The following is a 16,127-nucleotide window of genomic DNA, read 5'->3' as shown; positions in this document are numbered from 1 at the left end:
TGCTTGTTTAATGCGGGGTCGGATTGCGCCACAGCGCTTGCAGGCCATCCAGCAGACCACCACGCCAGCACAGCGCATCGTGTCCACCTTCCACCGGCTGGTAATCCACCTGATAACCGGACGCCTGCAACAACTGCTGCAATTGCTGATTCGCCTGCAAAATCAGCCCTTCACGTTTTCCTGCTTCCAGCCAGAAACGCAGTGGCTGACGCGGTGCCAGACCCTGCTCCAGCTGCTGGATCAGCCAGCCGTGCGCATTACCGCGCTCCGGCCACCAGAAGGAGCCGGACAGGCTGATGGCATTGCCAAACTGCTGTGGCCAGTGCAATGCGGCGAATACCGAGGCGAGTCCGCCGAAACTTTGCCCGGCCACCACGGTGCTGTCGGCCTGCTGCCGATAAGGTGCCCACTGCGCCACCTGAGGCAGCAACTCTTCCTGCAAGGCCTGCCAGAACAGGGCGTTGCACGGTAGTTCGCGACTGCGATGTTCGCGGTCAATGATGTCGATAAACAGATAAACCGCCGCAGGCAACGCGCCCTGGTCGGTAAGTTGTTGCAGCGGGCCGGCAATCGGCATGCTGTGTGCCCAGAACTGCCCATCGAGCAAAATGGCCAGCGGTCGCTGCCGGGGTTCAGCCTCGCCGGTACAATACAGCCAGACGGAACGGCTGTTGCCCAGTAAGGCACTGTCCCAGTGATAGTGTTGCAAGGCGATTTCAGAGGCGTGGCCTTCATCAATGGCGCGCCATACCTGCTGACTGGGGGCCTGCGGCAGATGCAGCGGGGATACGCCCATGCCACGTCCACCGGACCAGCCACGCAGGGTATTAAGCGGATCGGCCTGGGCCGTCGGGAATTTATCGCGCCACCAGTTGCGCAGGGCATACATGTCGGCATCCCCGGCGAAATCGGTCGCCTGTTCATCCGGCATCAGGCAGTAGCTGCCGCGCCAGTTGGCTGGCAGGAGGGTCTGCCAGTACCAGACATCGGTATTGGCGACACGTACCAAAGATTGCGGGGGGCGGTGCTGGTGGTGATCGGTTACGCCGGTGATGTTGATCCACACCCGCTGCGTGCGCGACTGCGTTTCATTGCCCTGCGGATCGCGCCAGAAGAAAGTGACCTGACATGCGCCATCCACCTCTCCCTCGACATACGGGATGCCTTTACGTTGCTGCTCCTGCCACCAGGCTTCACTGCCGGTTATCTCGTTTAGCCAGGTCATAGGTGCTGCCAGTCGCCGTTTACTCAAGGATCTTTTCACAAAGGTTACAGATAATACTATTGATAATTATTTGCATTTGCAATAGGGTGTTTCCGCTCATAAATGAGCACGCTCGTTCCGCCTGTCACCTTTCTCATATAAGGAAGGGATGCGCGACGGATGGCACTGCCAGGTTTGGGACAGGGCGACGATAAAGGATTGTGACTTTCTCACCGGCGCGCCAGTTACGTTTGCTGGCAATCCAGGAACGAAAAAATGAAAAAATATTCGCGTTTATCATTAGCCATTCTGATTGAACTGGGGCTTCTCTCCGGTACCACCTGGGCAGCAGAGACCTCCAGCAGCACGACTACCAGCACAGACGCCGCTTCCGTGGATGGGGGCACCATGCTGGTGACCGCCCAGCAGCAAACGTTGCAGGCTCCAGGCGTTTCTACCATTACCGCCGATGAAATCAAAAAGCATCCGCCAGCGCGCGATGTGTCTGAAATCATCCGCACCATGCCGGGCGTTAACCTGACCGGTAACTCCACCAGCGGCCAGCGCGGCAACAATCGCCAGATCGATATCCGTGGCATGGGCCCGGAAAACACCCTGATCATGGTTGATGGTATGCCGATCACCAGCCGTAACTCGGTACGCCTTGGCTGGCGTGGCGAGCGTGATACGCGCGGTGATACCAACTGGGTACCGCCAGAGTTGATCGACCATATCGACGTGATTCGTGGTCCGGCCGCGGTGCGCTACGGCAACGGCGCGGCGGGTGGCGTGGTGAACATCATCACCAAGAAATACACCGACCAGCAGTGGCACGGTTCCTGGAACAGCTATTTCAACGTACCGCAGCACAAAGATGAAGGCGCAACCAAACGCACCAACTTCAGCCTGCAAGGGCCGCTGGGTGATGACTTCAACTTTCGGTTGTACGGTGGCTTAGCCAAAACTCAGGCGGATGCCTACGATATCAACGAAGGCCATGCTGCAGACCGTACCGGGACTTATGCGGGCAGCTATCCGGCTGGACGCGAAGGTTCCGTCAACAAAGATATCAATGCGTTACTGAGCTGGGCGTTTGCGCCGATGCAAACCCTCGAATTGCAGGCAGGCTACAGCCGTCAGGGTAACCTTTATGCCGGTGATACGCAGAACACCAACACCAGCACGCTGGTGAAAAGCCTGTACGGTGATGAAACCAACCGCCTGTATCGCCAGAACATCTCGCTGAAATGGACCGGTGCCTGGGACAACGGTGTCAGTACCAGTACCTGGGGACGCTACGAGAAAACCCGTAACACCCGTATCAATGAAGGCCTGGCGGGCGGGACCGAAGGGATCTTCTCCAACAGCGGCTTTAACACCATCCAGCTCGACGACATTATGCTGCACAGTGAAGTCAGCATTCCGTTTGAATGGCTGATTAACCAGACCGCAACGTTGGGCACTGAGTGGAATCAGCAGCGCATGAAGGATCCTTCTTCCACCACCCAGGCGGCCAGCTACGGTAGCGTGCCGGGCATCTCGAGTACCGGACGCAGCCCGTATTCCCAGGCTGAAATCTTCTCACTGTTTGCTGAAGACAACATGGAGCTGACAGACAGCACCATGCTGACGCCGAGCCTGCGTTTCGATCATCACTCGATTGTGGGCAACAACTGGAGCCCGTCACTGAACCTGTCGCAAGGACTGGGTGATGACTTCACGCTGAAGATGGGGATTGGTCGTGCTTATAAAGCGCCGAGCCTGTATCAGACCAACCCGAACTATCTGTTGTACAGCAACGGTCAGGGTTGTGCTGATGCGTCCAGCGCCTGTTATTTGCAGGGTAATAAAGACCTGAAAGCAGAAAACAGCATCAACAAAGAGATTGGTCTGGAGTGGAAACACGAAGGCTATCAGGCCGGTCTGACCTGGTTCCGCAACGATTATCGCAACAAAATCGAAGCGGGTATGGTCTCAACCGGTACTGCCTCTAACGGCACCACCAACATCTACAAGTGGGAAAACGTACCGAAAGCGGTGGTTGAAGGGCTGGAAGGCACCATCAACATCCCGTTCTCTGACACCGTAACGTGGAATAACAATTACACGTATATGCTGCAGAGTAAGAACAAAGAGACCGGCGACCGTTTGTCGATTATCCCGCAATATACCCTGAACTCGACGCTGAGCTGGCAGGCAACAGAGGATCTGTCGCTGCAAACCACCTTTACCTGGTACGGTAAGCAAGTGCCGAAAAAGTATGACTATCATGGCAACCCGGTTACCGGCAGCGCCACCGATCAGGTTAGCCCATACTCCATTATCGGCATGAGCGGCACCTACGATATTAACAAGTATGTTAGCGTCACCCTGGGTATCGATAACCTGACTGACAAGCGTCACTGGCGTCAGGGTAATGCCCAGACCACCGGCAACGCGACGACCGGTGCGTATCTGTATGGTGCTGGTGCGAACACCTACAACGATTCAGGCCGTACTTACTACATGAGCCTCAACACGCAATTCTAATTGAGATGATGAGGCAAACGGCAGCGGGCAATCAGTCCGCTGCCGTCTTTCCGGTTAACCAGTTCCAGGCTGCCGTGATGCATTTGCACAATGCGCAGCACAATATTCAGACCCAGACCGCTGCCACCGTAGCGTTGATCGCGACGTCGGAAGGCCTTAGTCAGTTCCTCTGCCGCACTGGCTTCAATGCCTGGTCCCTGATCCCACACTTCAACGATCACCTGCTGTTCTTCTTCACGTAACAACACCTGCACTTCACTGCCTTCCGGGCTGTAGCGCGAGGCATTTTCCAGTAGGTTACGCAGCATAAGACGCAGCAAAACCGCCTCACCCTGTTGTGGTACATCCGTGCCCTGCGGCCAGAACAATTGCTGCTGACGTTGTGCGTAAAGTTCGGCCATCTCCGGCTGCAATGGTTGCATGATGTCCTGTTGCCAGTGCAACTGCTGATAGTGACCGCCAGCCAGCGCCTGGCCAGCACGCGACAGCATCAGTAATTGTTCAACCGTGTGCATCAGCTGATCGATACGTTCCACCAGCATTTCACTTTGCGGTACGTTTTGCTGTTGCAGCAGCTCCAGATGCAGGCGCAGTCCGGCCAGTGGCGTGCGTAATTCGTGGGCGGCATCGGCGGTGAACAGGCGTTCCTGTTGCAGCGTATGATCGAGACGCGACAGGAGCTGATTGATCGAGGTGGTCACCGCCACGATCTCTTCCATCTCGGAATAGAGCGGCAGCGCGGACAGATTATCGGCGGAGCGATGGGCAAGGCTGCTTTGCAACAACTTCAGCGGGCGGATAATCCAGTTGATGGCCCAGAAGGAGAACAGCAACGTCAGGCACACCATCACCAGCGACGGCAACAGCAGTGAGGCAATGGCTTCGCGGATTTCGTTTTCGACGTGATCGTTACGTGCTTTGGCGGTGAGCGTTTCATTCACCAGAAAGCCAATCTGTTCGCGGCTTTCGTGCCACAGCCAGACGGCGCTCATGATCTGGCAGGTGAGCAAAATCAGCGCCAGCATAATCAGCAAGCGCTGACGCATGCTATTCATTCACGTTCTTCCAGCCGATAACCGACGCCACGCACGGTCTTGATACGATCTTTACCGAGTTTGCGGCGCAGATTGTGAATATGGACTTCCAGCGTGTTGGAGCCGGGATCATCGTTCCAGCTGTAGAGATCCTGTTGCAGGGTTTCGCGGTGCACATTCTGCCCGACGCGCATCAGCAAACGGGTTAGCAGCGCGAACTCTTTCGGCGTGATTTCCAGCGGCTGGTTCTCCAGCAGTACCTGCTGAGAACTGAGGTTGAGAGTGAGGTCACCCTGCTGCAACAGGTTGTCGCTATGGCCCTGATAGCGGCGAATCAATGCCCGCACGCGTGCCTGCAGTTCCACCAGGGCAAAGGGCTTCACCAGATAGTCATCGGCACCGGCATCCAGCCCATCCACCCGATCTTCCAGCGCATCACGCGCGGTGAGAATCAGTACCGGTACGGCGATGCCATCGCGACGCCACTGACGCAGTAGCGCAGCACCGTCACGATCGGGCAGACCGAGATCCAGTACGATCAGGCTGTACTGGCCACTGCGCAGCAAGGCATTGCTTTCTGCGGCGCTGGCGGCACAGTCGACGGCGTACCCCTGGGCGCTCAATGCCTGGGCCAGGCCCGATTGCAGCAGCGCATCATCCTCAACGATTAACAGTTTCATCAGTTGTTCTGGTAAATGTCCTTGTAGAGGCGGCTTTCAAAACGCACCAGCGGAATGCGGCGTGTCTTCTGGTCTTCCGGTGGAACAGCATAACCGGACAGATACTGGACAAAGGCAACGCGCGCGCCGCTGGCAGTAGTAATGAATCCTGCCAGATTATAGACGCCCTGCAGCGAACCGGTCTTCGCCGATACCTTACCATCAACGCCCGCTTCATGTAGACCACCACGATATTGTAGCGTGCCATCGTAGCCCGCCAGCGGCAGCATAGAGATGTAGTTCAGCGTTGAATCATTTTTGGCGATGTATTGTAGCACCTGCATCATGGTACTGGGCGCGACCAAATCATGACGTGACAGGCCGGAGCCGTCTACCTGAATGGTGTTGCCGAGATCGACACCGGCTTTTTCGCGCAGAATGCGGCGCACCGCATCAGAACCGGCACGGAAGGTGCCCGGGACATTGAAGTAATGATGGCCAATGGTACGGAACACGGTATCGGCAATCATATTGTCCGATTTCTTCAGCATGGTGTGCAGCAAATCGTGCAACGGTGCGGATTGCGTGGAGGCCAGCACGGTACCCGGCGACGTGACCTGCGTCTGACGCACCAGATGGCCGCTGTAATCAATATCCGCAGCGCGCAGTTCATCCTTCAGGATCTCGCCCGCCCAGGCTGCGCCATCCTGCACGGCAAAGGCCAGTGGCAGCGGTTCAGCACGCTGACGCATGCAGCCGGTCAGGGTGTAGCGGTTCAATTCGCCTGGCACCACATCCAGCTCGCAATATTGTCCCTCGCCGCTGTTAGGGCCGAGGGTACGTACCTGGCTGAACATATGTGCCGGGTAATAGGAAGCGATGCGCACAAAGGCGGTTTCGCCCGGCTTGCTGGCGCTGTAGAGCGAAACAGAGAAACAGTTTTTATCGACGATGGCCGCCCCTGGCGGTGCGCTGAAGCATTGCGTCAGATCGTTCCACGGCCAGCCTGGTGCCATATCGTGGCTGGCGAAGACCGAGGTATCGATCACCAAATTGCCTTTAATATGGGTGATGCCCTGCTTTTTCAGCGTGGCGACCATGTTGCGCAGATCCTGGCGGCTTAAGGTCGGATCACCGGCAAAGCGTGCCACCAGATCCCCATTCAGGGTGCCATCGCTGACTGCGCCTTTGGTTTCCAGCGTGGTCTGGAAACGGAAGTCAGGCCCCAGCTCCAGCAACGCCGCCAGCGCGGTCACAACCTTCATGGTACTGGCGGGTAACGCCATTTGTTTGCCATGAAAATCGATTATCGGGGTTGATGCGCCCACTTTTTGTACCATCAGCGCCAGGTTTGCGCCGTCTGGTAAATACTGCATGTATTCCTCAACGGGGGCTGCTTGTGCCTGCAGCATAAACGCACAGGTTAATCCGGTAACAAGTCGTGAAAATCGCATAATCTCGCGGTAACTGACGGGTGAAGGCGACAATACTACGTCCCCGGACGGTGCAAAGTAAACGATGACCCACAGGGAACTCTGGGGTAAAATACGTATCAAAATGCAAAACCCATCCTGACCCGGAAACCTTTCCGGGTCAGGATTCTTTTGCTTGTGAAAATGAGGTAACGCGCCGCAGAAGCCGTTTTCTGCTGTCACCGGTCAGGATGACGCTGTTAACCAGGAAAGATGACGAGGAGCCAAAATGAAACAGATTCCGATGACTTTAAAAGGCGCTGAAAAGCTGCGCGAAGAGCTGAACGAACTGAAAACCGTTAAGCGTCCGCGCATCATCGCCTCTATCGCCGAAGCCCGTGAGCACGGCGATTTGAAAGAGAATGCCGAATACCATGCTGCCCGCGAAGAACAAGGGTTCTGCGAGGGACGCATTCAGGAGATCGAAGCGAAACTCTCCAATGCACAAGTGATTGATGTGACTCAGATGCCGAAAACCGGTCGCGTCATTTTTGGTGCTACCGTGCAGGTGCTGAACATCGATACTGATGAAGAATCGACCTACCGTATCGTGGGCGATGACGAAGCCGACTTTAAACAAAATCTGATTTCAGTGAACTCGCCGATGGCGCGTGGTCTGGTCGGGAAAGAAGCGGATGACGTCGCGATCATCAAAACACCGGGCGGGGATGTGGAATATGAGATCCTGAAGGTGGAATACATCTAATATATTGCTACGCTTTGAAATGCGTTGCTGCATATTGTAAAGAAAGGAAAAAGGCCGCGTAGCGGCCTTTTATCCCATGCAGGAGCATGGCACTTTCTCTGCCCGCCGTTACGAACGGGGGAGAGAAATCTTGCTCTCTTTTGCAGGGCGATACAGCACCAGCGTTTTGCCGATGACCTGTACGTTGCAAGCTTTGGTTTCGCGGACGATAGCGTCAACGATCAGGAGCTTAGTTTCACGATCTTCCGAGGCAATTTTTACCTTGATCAATTCGTGATGTTCTAGCGCCTGTTCGATTTCGGCGAGCACGCCTTCAGTCAGGCCATTGCCACCCAGCATAACAACGGGTTTAAGCGGATGCGCAAGGCCTTTCAGGTGCTGTTTTTGTTTGGTACTCAGATTCATCGTATTTTTTTGCTTACTTAGGGATTGAAAACGGTTCATTCTACCGCCATCTCGGGTATATCGCCAAATCAACGCAACCCATGCGTGCTGATTTATCGCTACGATGACGATTTAACTGGAAAAATTATGACGGGTAAAAAGCGTTCGGCCAGTTCCAGTCGCTGGCTTCAGGAACACTTTAGCGATAAATATGTGCAACAGGCACAGAAAAAAGGGTTGCGTTCGCGCGCCTGGTTTAAACTTGAGGAAATACAGCAGGGTGACAAGCTGTTCAAACCCGGTATGACAGTGGTCGATCTGGGAGCTGCACCCGGTGGCTGGTCGCAATATGTGGTACAACTAATTGGCTCGAATGGCCGTATCATTGCCTGTGACCTGCTGCCTATGGACCCGATTGTCGGTGTTGATTTTCTGCAAGGCGATTTTCGTGACGAAGCAGTGCTGAAGACGCTACTGGAACGCGTTGGTGACGAAAAAGTGCAGGTGGTGATGTCGGACATGGCGCCGAACATGAGCGGTACACCTGCAGTTGATATTCCGCGTTCGATGTATTTGGTAGAATTGGCGCTGGAAATGTGTCGGGATATCCTGGCCCCAGGCGGCAGTTTTGTGGTGAAAGTGTTTCAGGGAGATGGCTTCGATGAATACCTGCGGGAAATTCGCTCCCTGTTTACGAAAGTGAAAATTCGTAAGCCGGATGCTTCGCGATCACGTTCGCGCGAAGTGTACATTGTGGCGACAGGGCGCAAACTATAACCCGATTTACCGGAATCAAAGCAAGGCGAGCAATGCGTTTACACCGATGAGAATTCTGACTTTCAGGGTAAACAAGCAAAATCATCAGCGCCGCGATTCCAGGTATGAAGGATATATAGTACCCTACGCTGTCTGTTAACACCGTTGTAATATGAGGTTAATCCCTTGAGTGACATGGCGAAAAACCTGATTCTCTGGTTAGTCATCGCGGTCGTGCTGATGTCAGTATTCCAGAGCTTTGGGCCCAGCGAGTCGAATGGCCGTAGGGTTGATTATTCAACCTTCCTGTCGGAAGTGAACCAGGATCAGGTCCGCGAGGCACGTATTAACGGGCGTGAGATTAACGTTACCAAAAAAGACAGTAATAAATACACGACCTATATTCCTGTCAACGATCCCAAGTTACTCGATAACCTGTTGACCAAAAACGTCAAAGTGGTTGGCGAACCGCCGGAAGAACCGAGCCTGCTGGCTTCGATCTTCATCTCCTGGTTCCCGATGCTGCTGCTGATTGGCGTGTGGATCTTCTTTATGCGTCAGATGCAAGGTGGCGGCGGGAAGGGCGCGATGTCCTTCGGTAAGAGCAAGGCCCGCATGCTGACGGAAGATCAGATCAAAACCACTTTTGCTGATGTAGCCGGTTGTGATGAGGCTAAAGAAGAAGTGGGTGAGTTGGTCGAGTATCTGCGTGAACCGAGCCGTTTCCAGAAATTGGGCGGTAAAATTCCCAAGGGCGTCCTGATGGTGGGTCCGCCGGGTACCGGTAAAACGCTGCTGGCGAAAGCTATCGCCGGTGAAGCAAAAGTGCCTTTCTTTACTATCTCCGGTTCTGACTTCGTTGAAATGTTCGTGGGTGTTGGTGCATCTCGTGTGCGTGACATGTTCGAACAAGCGAAAAAGGCGGCACCGTGCATCATCTTTATCGATGAAATCGATGCGGTGGGTCGTCAGCGTGGTGCCGGTTTAGGCGGTGGTCACGACGAACGTGAACAAACGCTGAACCAGATGCTGGTTGAGATGGATGGTTTTGAAGGCAACGAAGGCATTATCGTTATCGCGGCAACGAACCGTCCTGACGTGCTTGACCCGGCGCTGCTGCGTCCAGGCCGTTTTGACCGCCAGGTCGTGGTTGGCCTGCCAGATGTTCGTGGTCGTGAGCAGATCCTGAAAGTGCATATGCGTCGTGTGCCGCTGGCAACCGACATCGATGCAGCCATCATCGCGCGTGGTACCCCGGGCTTCTCCGGTGCTGACCTGGCGAACCTGGTGAACGAAGCAGCTTTGTTTGCTGCGCGCTCCAACAAGCGTGTGGTATCGATGGTTGAGTTCGAGAAAGCGAAAGACAAAATCATGATGGGTGCGGAACGTCGCTCCATGGTGATGACGGAAGCGCAGAAAGAATCTACCGCCTATCACGAAGCTGGCCATGCGATTATTGGTCGTCTGGTGCCGGAACACGATCCTGTACATAAAGTGACCATCATTCCGCGCGGCCGCGCACTGGGTGTCACCTTCTTCCTGCCGGAAGGCGATGCAATCAGCGCCAGCCGTCAGAAGCTGGAAAGCCAGATTTCTACGCTGTACGGCGGTCGCCTGGCGGAAGAAATCATCTACGGTGTTGAGCACGTATCTACGGGTGCATCTAACGACATCAAAGTGGCGACTAATCTGGCGCGCAACATGGTGACCCAATGGGGCTTCTCCGAAAAACTCGGTCCGCTGCTGTATGCAGAGGAAGAGGGTGAGGTGTTCCTCGGTCGTTCTGTGGCGAAAGCTAAGCACATGTCTGATGAAACGGCGCGTATCATCGACCAGGAAGTGAAACACCTGATCGACAGCAACTATCAGCGTGCACGCCGTATTCTGGGTGAAAACATGGACATCCTTCACGCGATGAAAGACGCGCTGATGAAGTATGAAACCATCGACGCACCGCAGATTGATGACCTGATGGCGCGTCGCGAAGTGCGTCCACCAGCTGGCTGGGAAGACCCGGGCAGCAACTCTTCTGATAATAACGGTACGCCGAAGGCGCCACGTCCGGTTGATGAACCGCGTACGCCAAATCCGGGCAACACCATGTCAGAACAGCTCGACAAGTAAGAGGCACCAACCTCAATTTAAACCCCGGCCGGTCCGGGGTTTTTTACATCCCGCAGTTCAGTAATTCCTCAAGGAGACTCTCACCATGAAGTTGTACGCCCGTGATTCCCATCTCGATCTGTCGTTTCCCCATGTGATGGGTATTTTGAATGTCACGCCGGACTCCTTCTCCGATGGTGGTAAGCATAACTCGTTGGTGGATGCGTTAACGCATACCAATGAGATGGTTAACGCGGGGGCGACCATTATCGATGTGGGTGGTGAGTCGACGCGCCCTGGTGCGGATGAGGTCAGTGTTGAAGAGGAACTGGAACGTGTGATTCCGGTCGTGGAAGCCATCGCCCAACGTTTTGAAGTGTGGATTTCGGTTGATACTTCAAAAGCCGAAGTCATCCGTGAATCTGCGCGAGTGGGCGCTCACATCATTAACGATATTCGTTCTCTGACGGAGCCCGGTGCGTTGCAGGCGGCGGCGCAAACCGGGCTGCCGGTGTGCCTGATGCATATGCAGGGTGAACCGCGCACCATGCAGCAGGCTCCGCAGTATCAAAATATCGTCAGCGAAGTTGACGCTTACTTCACTGAACAGATTGCGCGCTGTGTGGCGGCGGGGATTAAAAAAGACAATCTGCTGCTCGACCCCGGCTTCGGTTTCGGTAAGAATCTCAGCCACAATTATGAACTGCTGGCCGAACTGGGCCATTTCCACCATTTCGGTTTGCCGCTGTTAGTGGGAATGTCACGTAAGTCGATGATTGGCCAGCTGTTAAATGTCGGTCCAGCGCAGCGTCTGACCGGCAGCCTGACGTGTGCGGTGATTGCCGCCATGCAGGGTGCACACATCATTCGCGTGCATGACGTGAAAGAAACCGTTGAGGCGATGCGCGTTGTGGAAGCAACACGCAGAGCAAAAGGATAAAAAGGCATGAGTGATCGTAAATATTTCGGTACGGATGGTATTCGCGGCAAAGTGGGTGAAGCGCCGATCACCCCTGATTTCGTACTGAAGCTGGGTTGGGCGGCAGGTAAAGTACTGGCGCGTCACGGTTCCAGAAAAGTACTGATTGGCAAAGACACGCGTATTTCAGGTTATATGCTGGAATCGGCGCTGGAAGCTGGACTGGCGGCGGCTGGCCTATCTGCTGCGTTTACCGGACCGATGCCAACACCGGCGATTGCCTATCTGACGCGCACTTTCCGCGCGGAAGCCGGGATTGTGATTTCAGCCTCACATAACCCGTTCGACGATAACGGCATCAAATTTTTCTCTGCTGAAGGCACCAAGTTGCCGGACGAAGTAGAAGAAGCCATTGAGCTGGAGATGGAAAAGCCGATTACCTGCGTTGAATCGGCAGAGCTGGGCCGTGCCAGCCGAATTGTCGATGCAGCCGGTCGTTACATCGAATTCTGTAAAGGCACCTTCCCCAGTGAGCTAAGCCTGAACGGGTTAAAAATTGTGGTGGATTGCGCCAATGGGGCGACTTACCACATCGCACCTAATGTGCTGCGTGAGCTGGGGGCGACGGTCATTGCCATTGCGACCCAACCTGATGGCATGAACATCAATAAAGAATGTGGTGCCACCGATCTGCGCATGTTGCAGCAGCGGGTGCTGGCCGAGAAGGCGGACCTGGGTCTGGCCTACGATGGTGACGGTGACCGCATCATGATGGTTGACCACCTGGGTAATAAGGTCGATGGCGACCAGATCCTCTACATCATCGCCCGTGAAGGTTTACGCCAGGGGCAGCTGCGCGGTGGCGTAGTGGGTACGTTGATGAGCAATATGGGGCTTGAGCTGGCGCTGAAACAACTCGGTATTCCGTTTGTGCGCGCCAAAGTCGGCGACCGCTATGTCCTGGAAAAAATGCAGGAGAAAGGCTGGCGACTCGGCGCAGAAAACTCTGGTCATGTCATTTTGCTGGATAAAACCACCACGGGTGACGGTATCGTTGCAAGTTTGCAAGTGCTTACTGCGATTGTACAAAATCATATGAGTCTGCACGATTTGTGCAGCGGTATGAAGATGCTGCCGCAGGTACTGGTGAACGTGCGCTTTAGCGGCGACAGTGATCCTTTGCAGACCGATGCCGTCAAGGCGGCCAGCGCTGAGGTGGAAAAAATCCTCGCCGGACGTGGGCGCGTATTGTTGCGTAAATCCGGTACCGAGCCACTGATTCGTGTGATGGTTGAGGGCGAGGATGAAGCACAGGTCACCGCGCTGGCGCATCAAATTGCCGACGCAGTGAAGGCCGTTTAATCAGGCCACAGGCGGCAGGATTTTCCCCTTTCCGCCTGTAAAATCACCGTGATGGCGCTTTTTTCCGCAATCAGTCAGGTTCGTGAAAATTGCGCTTGCAGAGGTATGCGCCTTTGGTTAGTATTCACACCCGCTTCTGGTGGGTGATGACGAGACTCCCCATCGATACTGGTTGAAGCTTTAACTGTGCGGGTTACGCGCAAGGAAACAGGTTGATTATGTACGAAGCTCTTTTGGTAGTTTTCCTTATTGTGGCACTGGGCCTTGTCGGTCTGATCATGCTGCAGCAAGGTAAAGGCGCTGATATGGGAGCATCATTTGGTGCAGGCGCTTCTGCGACGCTGTTTGGTTCTACCGGGTCTGGTAACTTTATGACTCGCATGACCGCAGTGCTGGCAACGCTGTTCTTCATCATCAGCCTGATTCTGGGTAACCTGAACACGAATAAAACTTCCAAGGGAAGCGAGTGGGAAAATCTGACTGCGCCGGCGAAATCTGAACAGACTCAGCCAGCGAAACCGGCAACCCCGGGTAACGATATCCCGCAGTAAGATCGTCAGCTTGCAATGCGACAATCTATCGTCGCTGTCAGTGAAGTGCCGAGGTGGTGGAATTGGTAGACACGCTACCTTGAGGTGGTAGTGCCCGATTGGGCTTACGGGTTCAAGTCCCGTCCTCGGTACCAAATCTCAGTATGACTTGCATTTTTCGCAAGTTCGGCGTAACATTCGCCACGTTTTCGGACGCGGGGTGGAGCAGCCTGGTAGCTCGTCGGGCTCATAACCCGAAGGTCGTCGGTTCAAATCCGGCCCCCGCAACCACTTTCCCTTAGAGTTCTTTTTCAAATATACTGTATGCATCGACGGACGCATTCCACAGTGGACTTTGAAAAAAATTCTTCTGGATTGTGCTCCGAGCCGCATCGCGGCATACAGGGTCCAGTCACAAAAAGCCCCGATTTTTCGGGGTTTTTTGTTATCAGGAAATCGCAACACTGGGCTATTAGGCCCTTTTTTTATGTCTTGGGGGTGGGCTTGTCCACATTAGAGCAAAAATTGACAGAGTTGATCTCTGCTCCGGTAGAAGCGCTTGGCTACGAATTGGTCGGTATCGAGTTTATTCGTGGTCGCACATCAACCTTGCGCATCTATATTGATAGTGAAGAGGGTATCAATGTTGATGATTGCGCCGATGTCAGCCACCAGGTCAGCGCTGTGATGGATGTGGAAGATCCCATCACGGTGGCTTACAACCTTGAAGTTTCCTCACCGGGTCTTGACCGTCCTCTTTTTACCGCTGAACATTATGCGCGTTTCGCCGGTGAAGAGGTGAGTCTGGTACTGCGTATGGCCGTGCAGAACCGCCGTAAATGGCAGGGTATCATCAAGTCTGTCGAAGGCGAGATGATCACGGTAACCGTTGAGGGCAACGATGAAGTGTTCGCGCTGAGCAACATTCAGAAAGCGAACCTGGTCCCCCACTTTTAAAAGTCCGGATTGAGGCTAACCAGGATGAACAAAGAGATCTTAGCTGTAGTAGAAGCCGTTTCTAACGAAAAAGCCCTGCCGCGCGAGAAAATCTTCGAAGCGCTGGAAAGCGCTTTGGCCACTGCGACCAAGAAGAAGTATGAGCAGGAAATCGACGTGCGCGTCAGCATTGACCGCAAAAGCGGCGATTTCGATACTTTCCGTCGCTGGCAGATTGTTGAAGAAGTCACGCAGCCAACTCGCGAGATCACGCTGGACGCAGCCCGCTTCGAAGATGAAGCATTCAATCTGGGCGAATATGTTGAAGATCAGATTGAATCGGTCACCTTTGACCGTATCACTACCCAGACGGCGAAGCAGGTCATCGTACAGAAAGTACGTGAGGCTGAACGCGCAATGGTCGTGGATCAGTTCCGCGAGCAGGAAGGCGAAATCATCACTGGCGTGGTGAAGAAAGTGAACCGCGATAACATCTCGCTGGATCTCGGCAGCAATGCTGAAGCGGTGATCGTACGCGAAGATATGCTGCCGCGTGAAAACTTCCGCCCGGGTGACCGTATTCGCGGCGTGCTGTATGCCGTGCGTCCGGAAGCGCGTGGTGCGCAGCTGTTCGTTACCCGTTCCAAGCCGGAAATGCTGATCGAACTGTTCCGCATTGAGGTACCGGAAATTGGCGAAGAAGTTATCGAGATTAAAGCGGCAGCGCGTGATCCAGGTTCTCGTGCCAAAATCGCAGTGAAAACCAATGACAAACGTATCGATCCTGTGGGTGCCTGCGTAGGTATGCGCGGCGCACGCGTTCAGGCGGTTTCCAGTGAACTGGGCGGCGAACGTATCGATATCGTGTTGTGGGACGATAACCCGGCACAGTTTGTGATTAACGCCATGGCTCCGGCTGATGTGGCGTCAATTGTGGTGGATGAAGACAATCACACCATGGATATCGCTGTTGAAGCTGGCAATCTGGCTCAGGCGATCGGCCGTAACGGCCAAAACGTGCGTCTGGCTTCCCAGCTGAGCGGTTGGGAACTGAACGTTATGACCGTCGATGACCTGCAGGCTAAACATCAGGCCGAAGCCCATGCAGCCATCGATATGTTCACCAAACATCTCGACATCGACGAAGACTTCGCCACCGTACTGGTGGAAGAGGGCTTCTCTTCTTTGGAAGAGCTGGCATATGTACCGATCAATGAGTTGCTGGAAGTTGACGGCCTCGATGAAGACACGGTAGAAGCCCTGCGTGAACGAGCAAAAAATGCGTTAACTACCCTGGCGCTGGCGAAAGAAGAGAGCCTTGGTAATCAGGAACCTGCTGAAGATCTTCTGAATCTCGACGGTTTGGACCGTGCTCTGGCTTACCGCCTGGCGGCAAAAGGCGTTTGTACGCTGGAAGATCTTGCCGAGCAAGGTGTCGACGATCTGACAGATATCGAAGGGCTGGATGATGAGAAGGCCGGCGCGCTGATCATGGCCGCGCGTAATATCTGCTGGTTCGGCGATGACGCATAA

The 16,127-nt window shown here is 54.5% G+C and carries 14 protein-coding genes and 2 tRNA genes; 11 read left to right on the top strand and 5 right to left on the bottom strand.

All coding sequences use genetic code 11. The features are described from left to right. Nucleotides 1–7: 7 nt before the first annotated feature. Complete coding sequence (gene fes / locus RCF31_RS10290) at nucleotides 8–1,225, bottom strand: enterochelin esterase (protein ID WP_416410225.1); 1,218 nt, start codon at nucleotides 1,223–1,225, stop codon at nucleotides 8–10. Nucleotides 1,226–1,480: 255 nt separating this feature from the next. Here fes and RCF31_RS10285 point away from each other — a divergent pair, with 255 nt between their 5' ends. Further along, complete coding sequence (locus tag RCF31_RS10285; protein WP_416410223.1) at nucleotides 1,481–3,733, top strand: TonB-dependent siderophore receptor; 2,253 nt, start codon at nucleotides 1,481–1,483, stop codon at nucleotides 3,731–3,733. Here RCF31_RS10285 and pmrB read toward each other — a convergent pair. From pmrB to dacB, 3 genes are read right to left on the bottom strand one after another with little or no spacing between them, the layout of a single operon-like run. After that, nucleotides 3,730–4,788 (bottom strand): two-component system sensor histidine kinase PmrB, encoded by a 1,059-nt coding sequence (gene pmrB, locus RCF31_RS10280; protein ID WP_299457797.1) that lies wholly within the window; start codon nucleotides 4,786–4,788, stop codon nucleotides 3,730–3,732. The genes RCF31_RS10285 and pmrB overlap by 4 nt on opposite strands. Continuing rightward, nucleotides 4,785–5,447 carry a two-component system response regulator PmrA gene (gene pmrA / locus RCF31_RS10275; protein ID WP_084872237.1) on the bottom strand — a complete coding sequence of 221 codons (663 nt, stop codon included), beginning with the start codon at nucleotides 5,445–5,447 and terminating at the stop codon, nucleotides 4,785–4,787. The genes pmrB and pmrA overlap by 4 nt, the downstream gene beginning before the upstream one ends. Next, on the bottom strand, nucleotides 5,447–6,880 hold the full coding sequence (dacB, locus tag RCF31_RS10270; protein WP_299457793.1) for a serine-type D-Ala-D-Ala carboxypeptidase: 1,434 nt from the start codon (nucleotides 6,878–6,880) through the stop codon (nucleotides 5,447–5,449). Before dacB ends, pmrA begins: the two co-directional genes overlap by 1 nt. A gap of 247 nt (nucleotides 6,881–7,127) precedes the next feature. On the opposite strand from dacB, the gene greA reads away from it, so the two are divergent. Next, nucleotides 7,128–7,604, top strand: a complete 477-nt coding sequence (greA, locus tag RCF31_RS10265; RefSeq protein ID WP_084872242.1) for a transcription elongation factor GreA — start codon at nucleotides 7,128–7,130, stop codon at nucleotides 7,602–7,604. A gap of 108 nt (nucleotides 7,605–7,712) precedes the next feature. On the opposite strand, the gene yhbY is transcribed toward greA, so the two are convergent. Beyond that, a complete protein-coding gene (gene yhbY / locus RCF31_RS10260) occupies nucleotides 7,713–8,009 on the bottom strand; it encodes a ribosome assembly RNA-binding protein YhbY (protein ID WP_208717052.1) in 297 nt (98 codons plus the stop codon). 126 nt (nucleotides 8,010–8,135) lie between these two features. Between yhbY and rlmE the strand changes: the two genes are divergently transcribed. The 9 genes from rlmE (at nucleotide 8,136) to nusA (ending at nucleotide 16,127) form a co-directional block, all read left to right on the top strand. Further along, entirely contained in the window at nucleotides 8,136–8,765 is a 630-nt protein-coding gene (gene rlmE, locus RCF31_RS10255) for a 23S rRNA (uridine(2552)-2'-O)-methyltransferase RlmE (RefSeq protein WP_084872247.1), read from the top strand. 174 nt (nucleotides 8,766–8,939) lie between these two features. Continuing rightward, nucleotides 8,940–10,868: an ATP-dependent zinc metalloprotease FtsH gene (gene ftsH, locus RCF31_RS10250; protein ID WP_036627470.1), complete on the top strand. Its 1,929-nt coding sequence runs from the start codon at nucleotides 8,940–8,942 to the stop codon at nucleotides 10,866–10,868. Between the two features lie 85 nt (nucleotides 10,869–10,953). Beyond that, complete coding sequence (folP, locus tag RCF31_RS10245; protein WP_416410220.1) at nucleotides 10,954–11,787, top strand: dihydropteroate synthase; 834 nt, start codon at nucleotides 10,954–10,956, stop codon at nucleotides 11,785–11,787. Between the two features lie 6 nt (nucleotides 11,788–11,793). Then, nucleotides 11,794–13,128 (top strand): phosphoglucosamine mutase, encoded by a 1,335-nt coding sequence (gene glmM, locus RCF31_RS10240; RefSeq protein WP_084872251.1) that lies wholly within the window; start codon nucleotides 11,794–11,796, stop codon nucleotides 13,126–13,128. A 218-nt stretch (nucleotides 13,129–13,346) separates the two neighbouring features. Further along, nucleotides 13,347–13,679 (top strand): preprotein translocase subunit SecG, encoded by a 333-nt coding sequence (gene secG / locus RCF31_RS10235; RefSeq protein WP_013507698.1) that lies wholly within the window; start codon nucleotides 13,347–13,349, stop codon nucleotides 13,677–13,679. A gap of 47 nt (nucleotides 13,680–13,726) precedes the next feature. Next, nucleotides 13,727–13,813 (top strand) — tRNA-Leu (locus RCF31_RS10230). A gap of 59 nt (nucleotides 13,814–13,872) precedes the next feature. After that, a tRNA-Met gene (locus tag RCF31_RS10225) sits at nucleotides 13,873–13,949 on the top strand. A 213-nt stretch (nucleotides 13,950–14,162) separates the two neighbouring features. After that, nucleotides 14,163–14,615: a ribosome maturation factor RimP gene (gene rimP / locus RCF31_RS10220; RefSeq protein WP_031279732.1), complete on the top strand. Its 453-nt coding sequence runs from the start codon at nucleotides 14,163–14,165 to the stop codon at nucleotides 14,613–14,615. A gap of 24 nt (nucleotides 14,616–14,639) precedes the next feature. Then, nucleotides 14,640–16,127 (top strand): transcription termination factor NusA, encoded by a 1,488-nt coding sequence (nusA, locus tag RCF31_RS10215; protein WP_084872254.1) that lies wholly within the window; start codon nucleotides 14,640–14,642, stop codon nucleotides 16,125–16,127.

Source organism: Pantoea sp. App145 (assembly GCF_047947045.1).
Classification (GTDB): Bacteria; Pseudomonadota; Gammaproteobacteria; order Enterobacterales; family Enterobacteriaceae; genus Pantoea.
The sequence above is the reverse complement of the archived record's forward strand: the minus strand, read 5'-3'. Positions and strand labels throughout refer to the sequence as shown.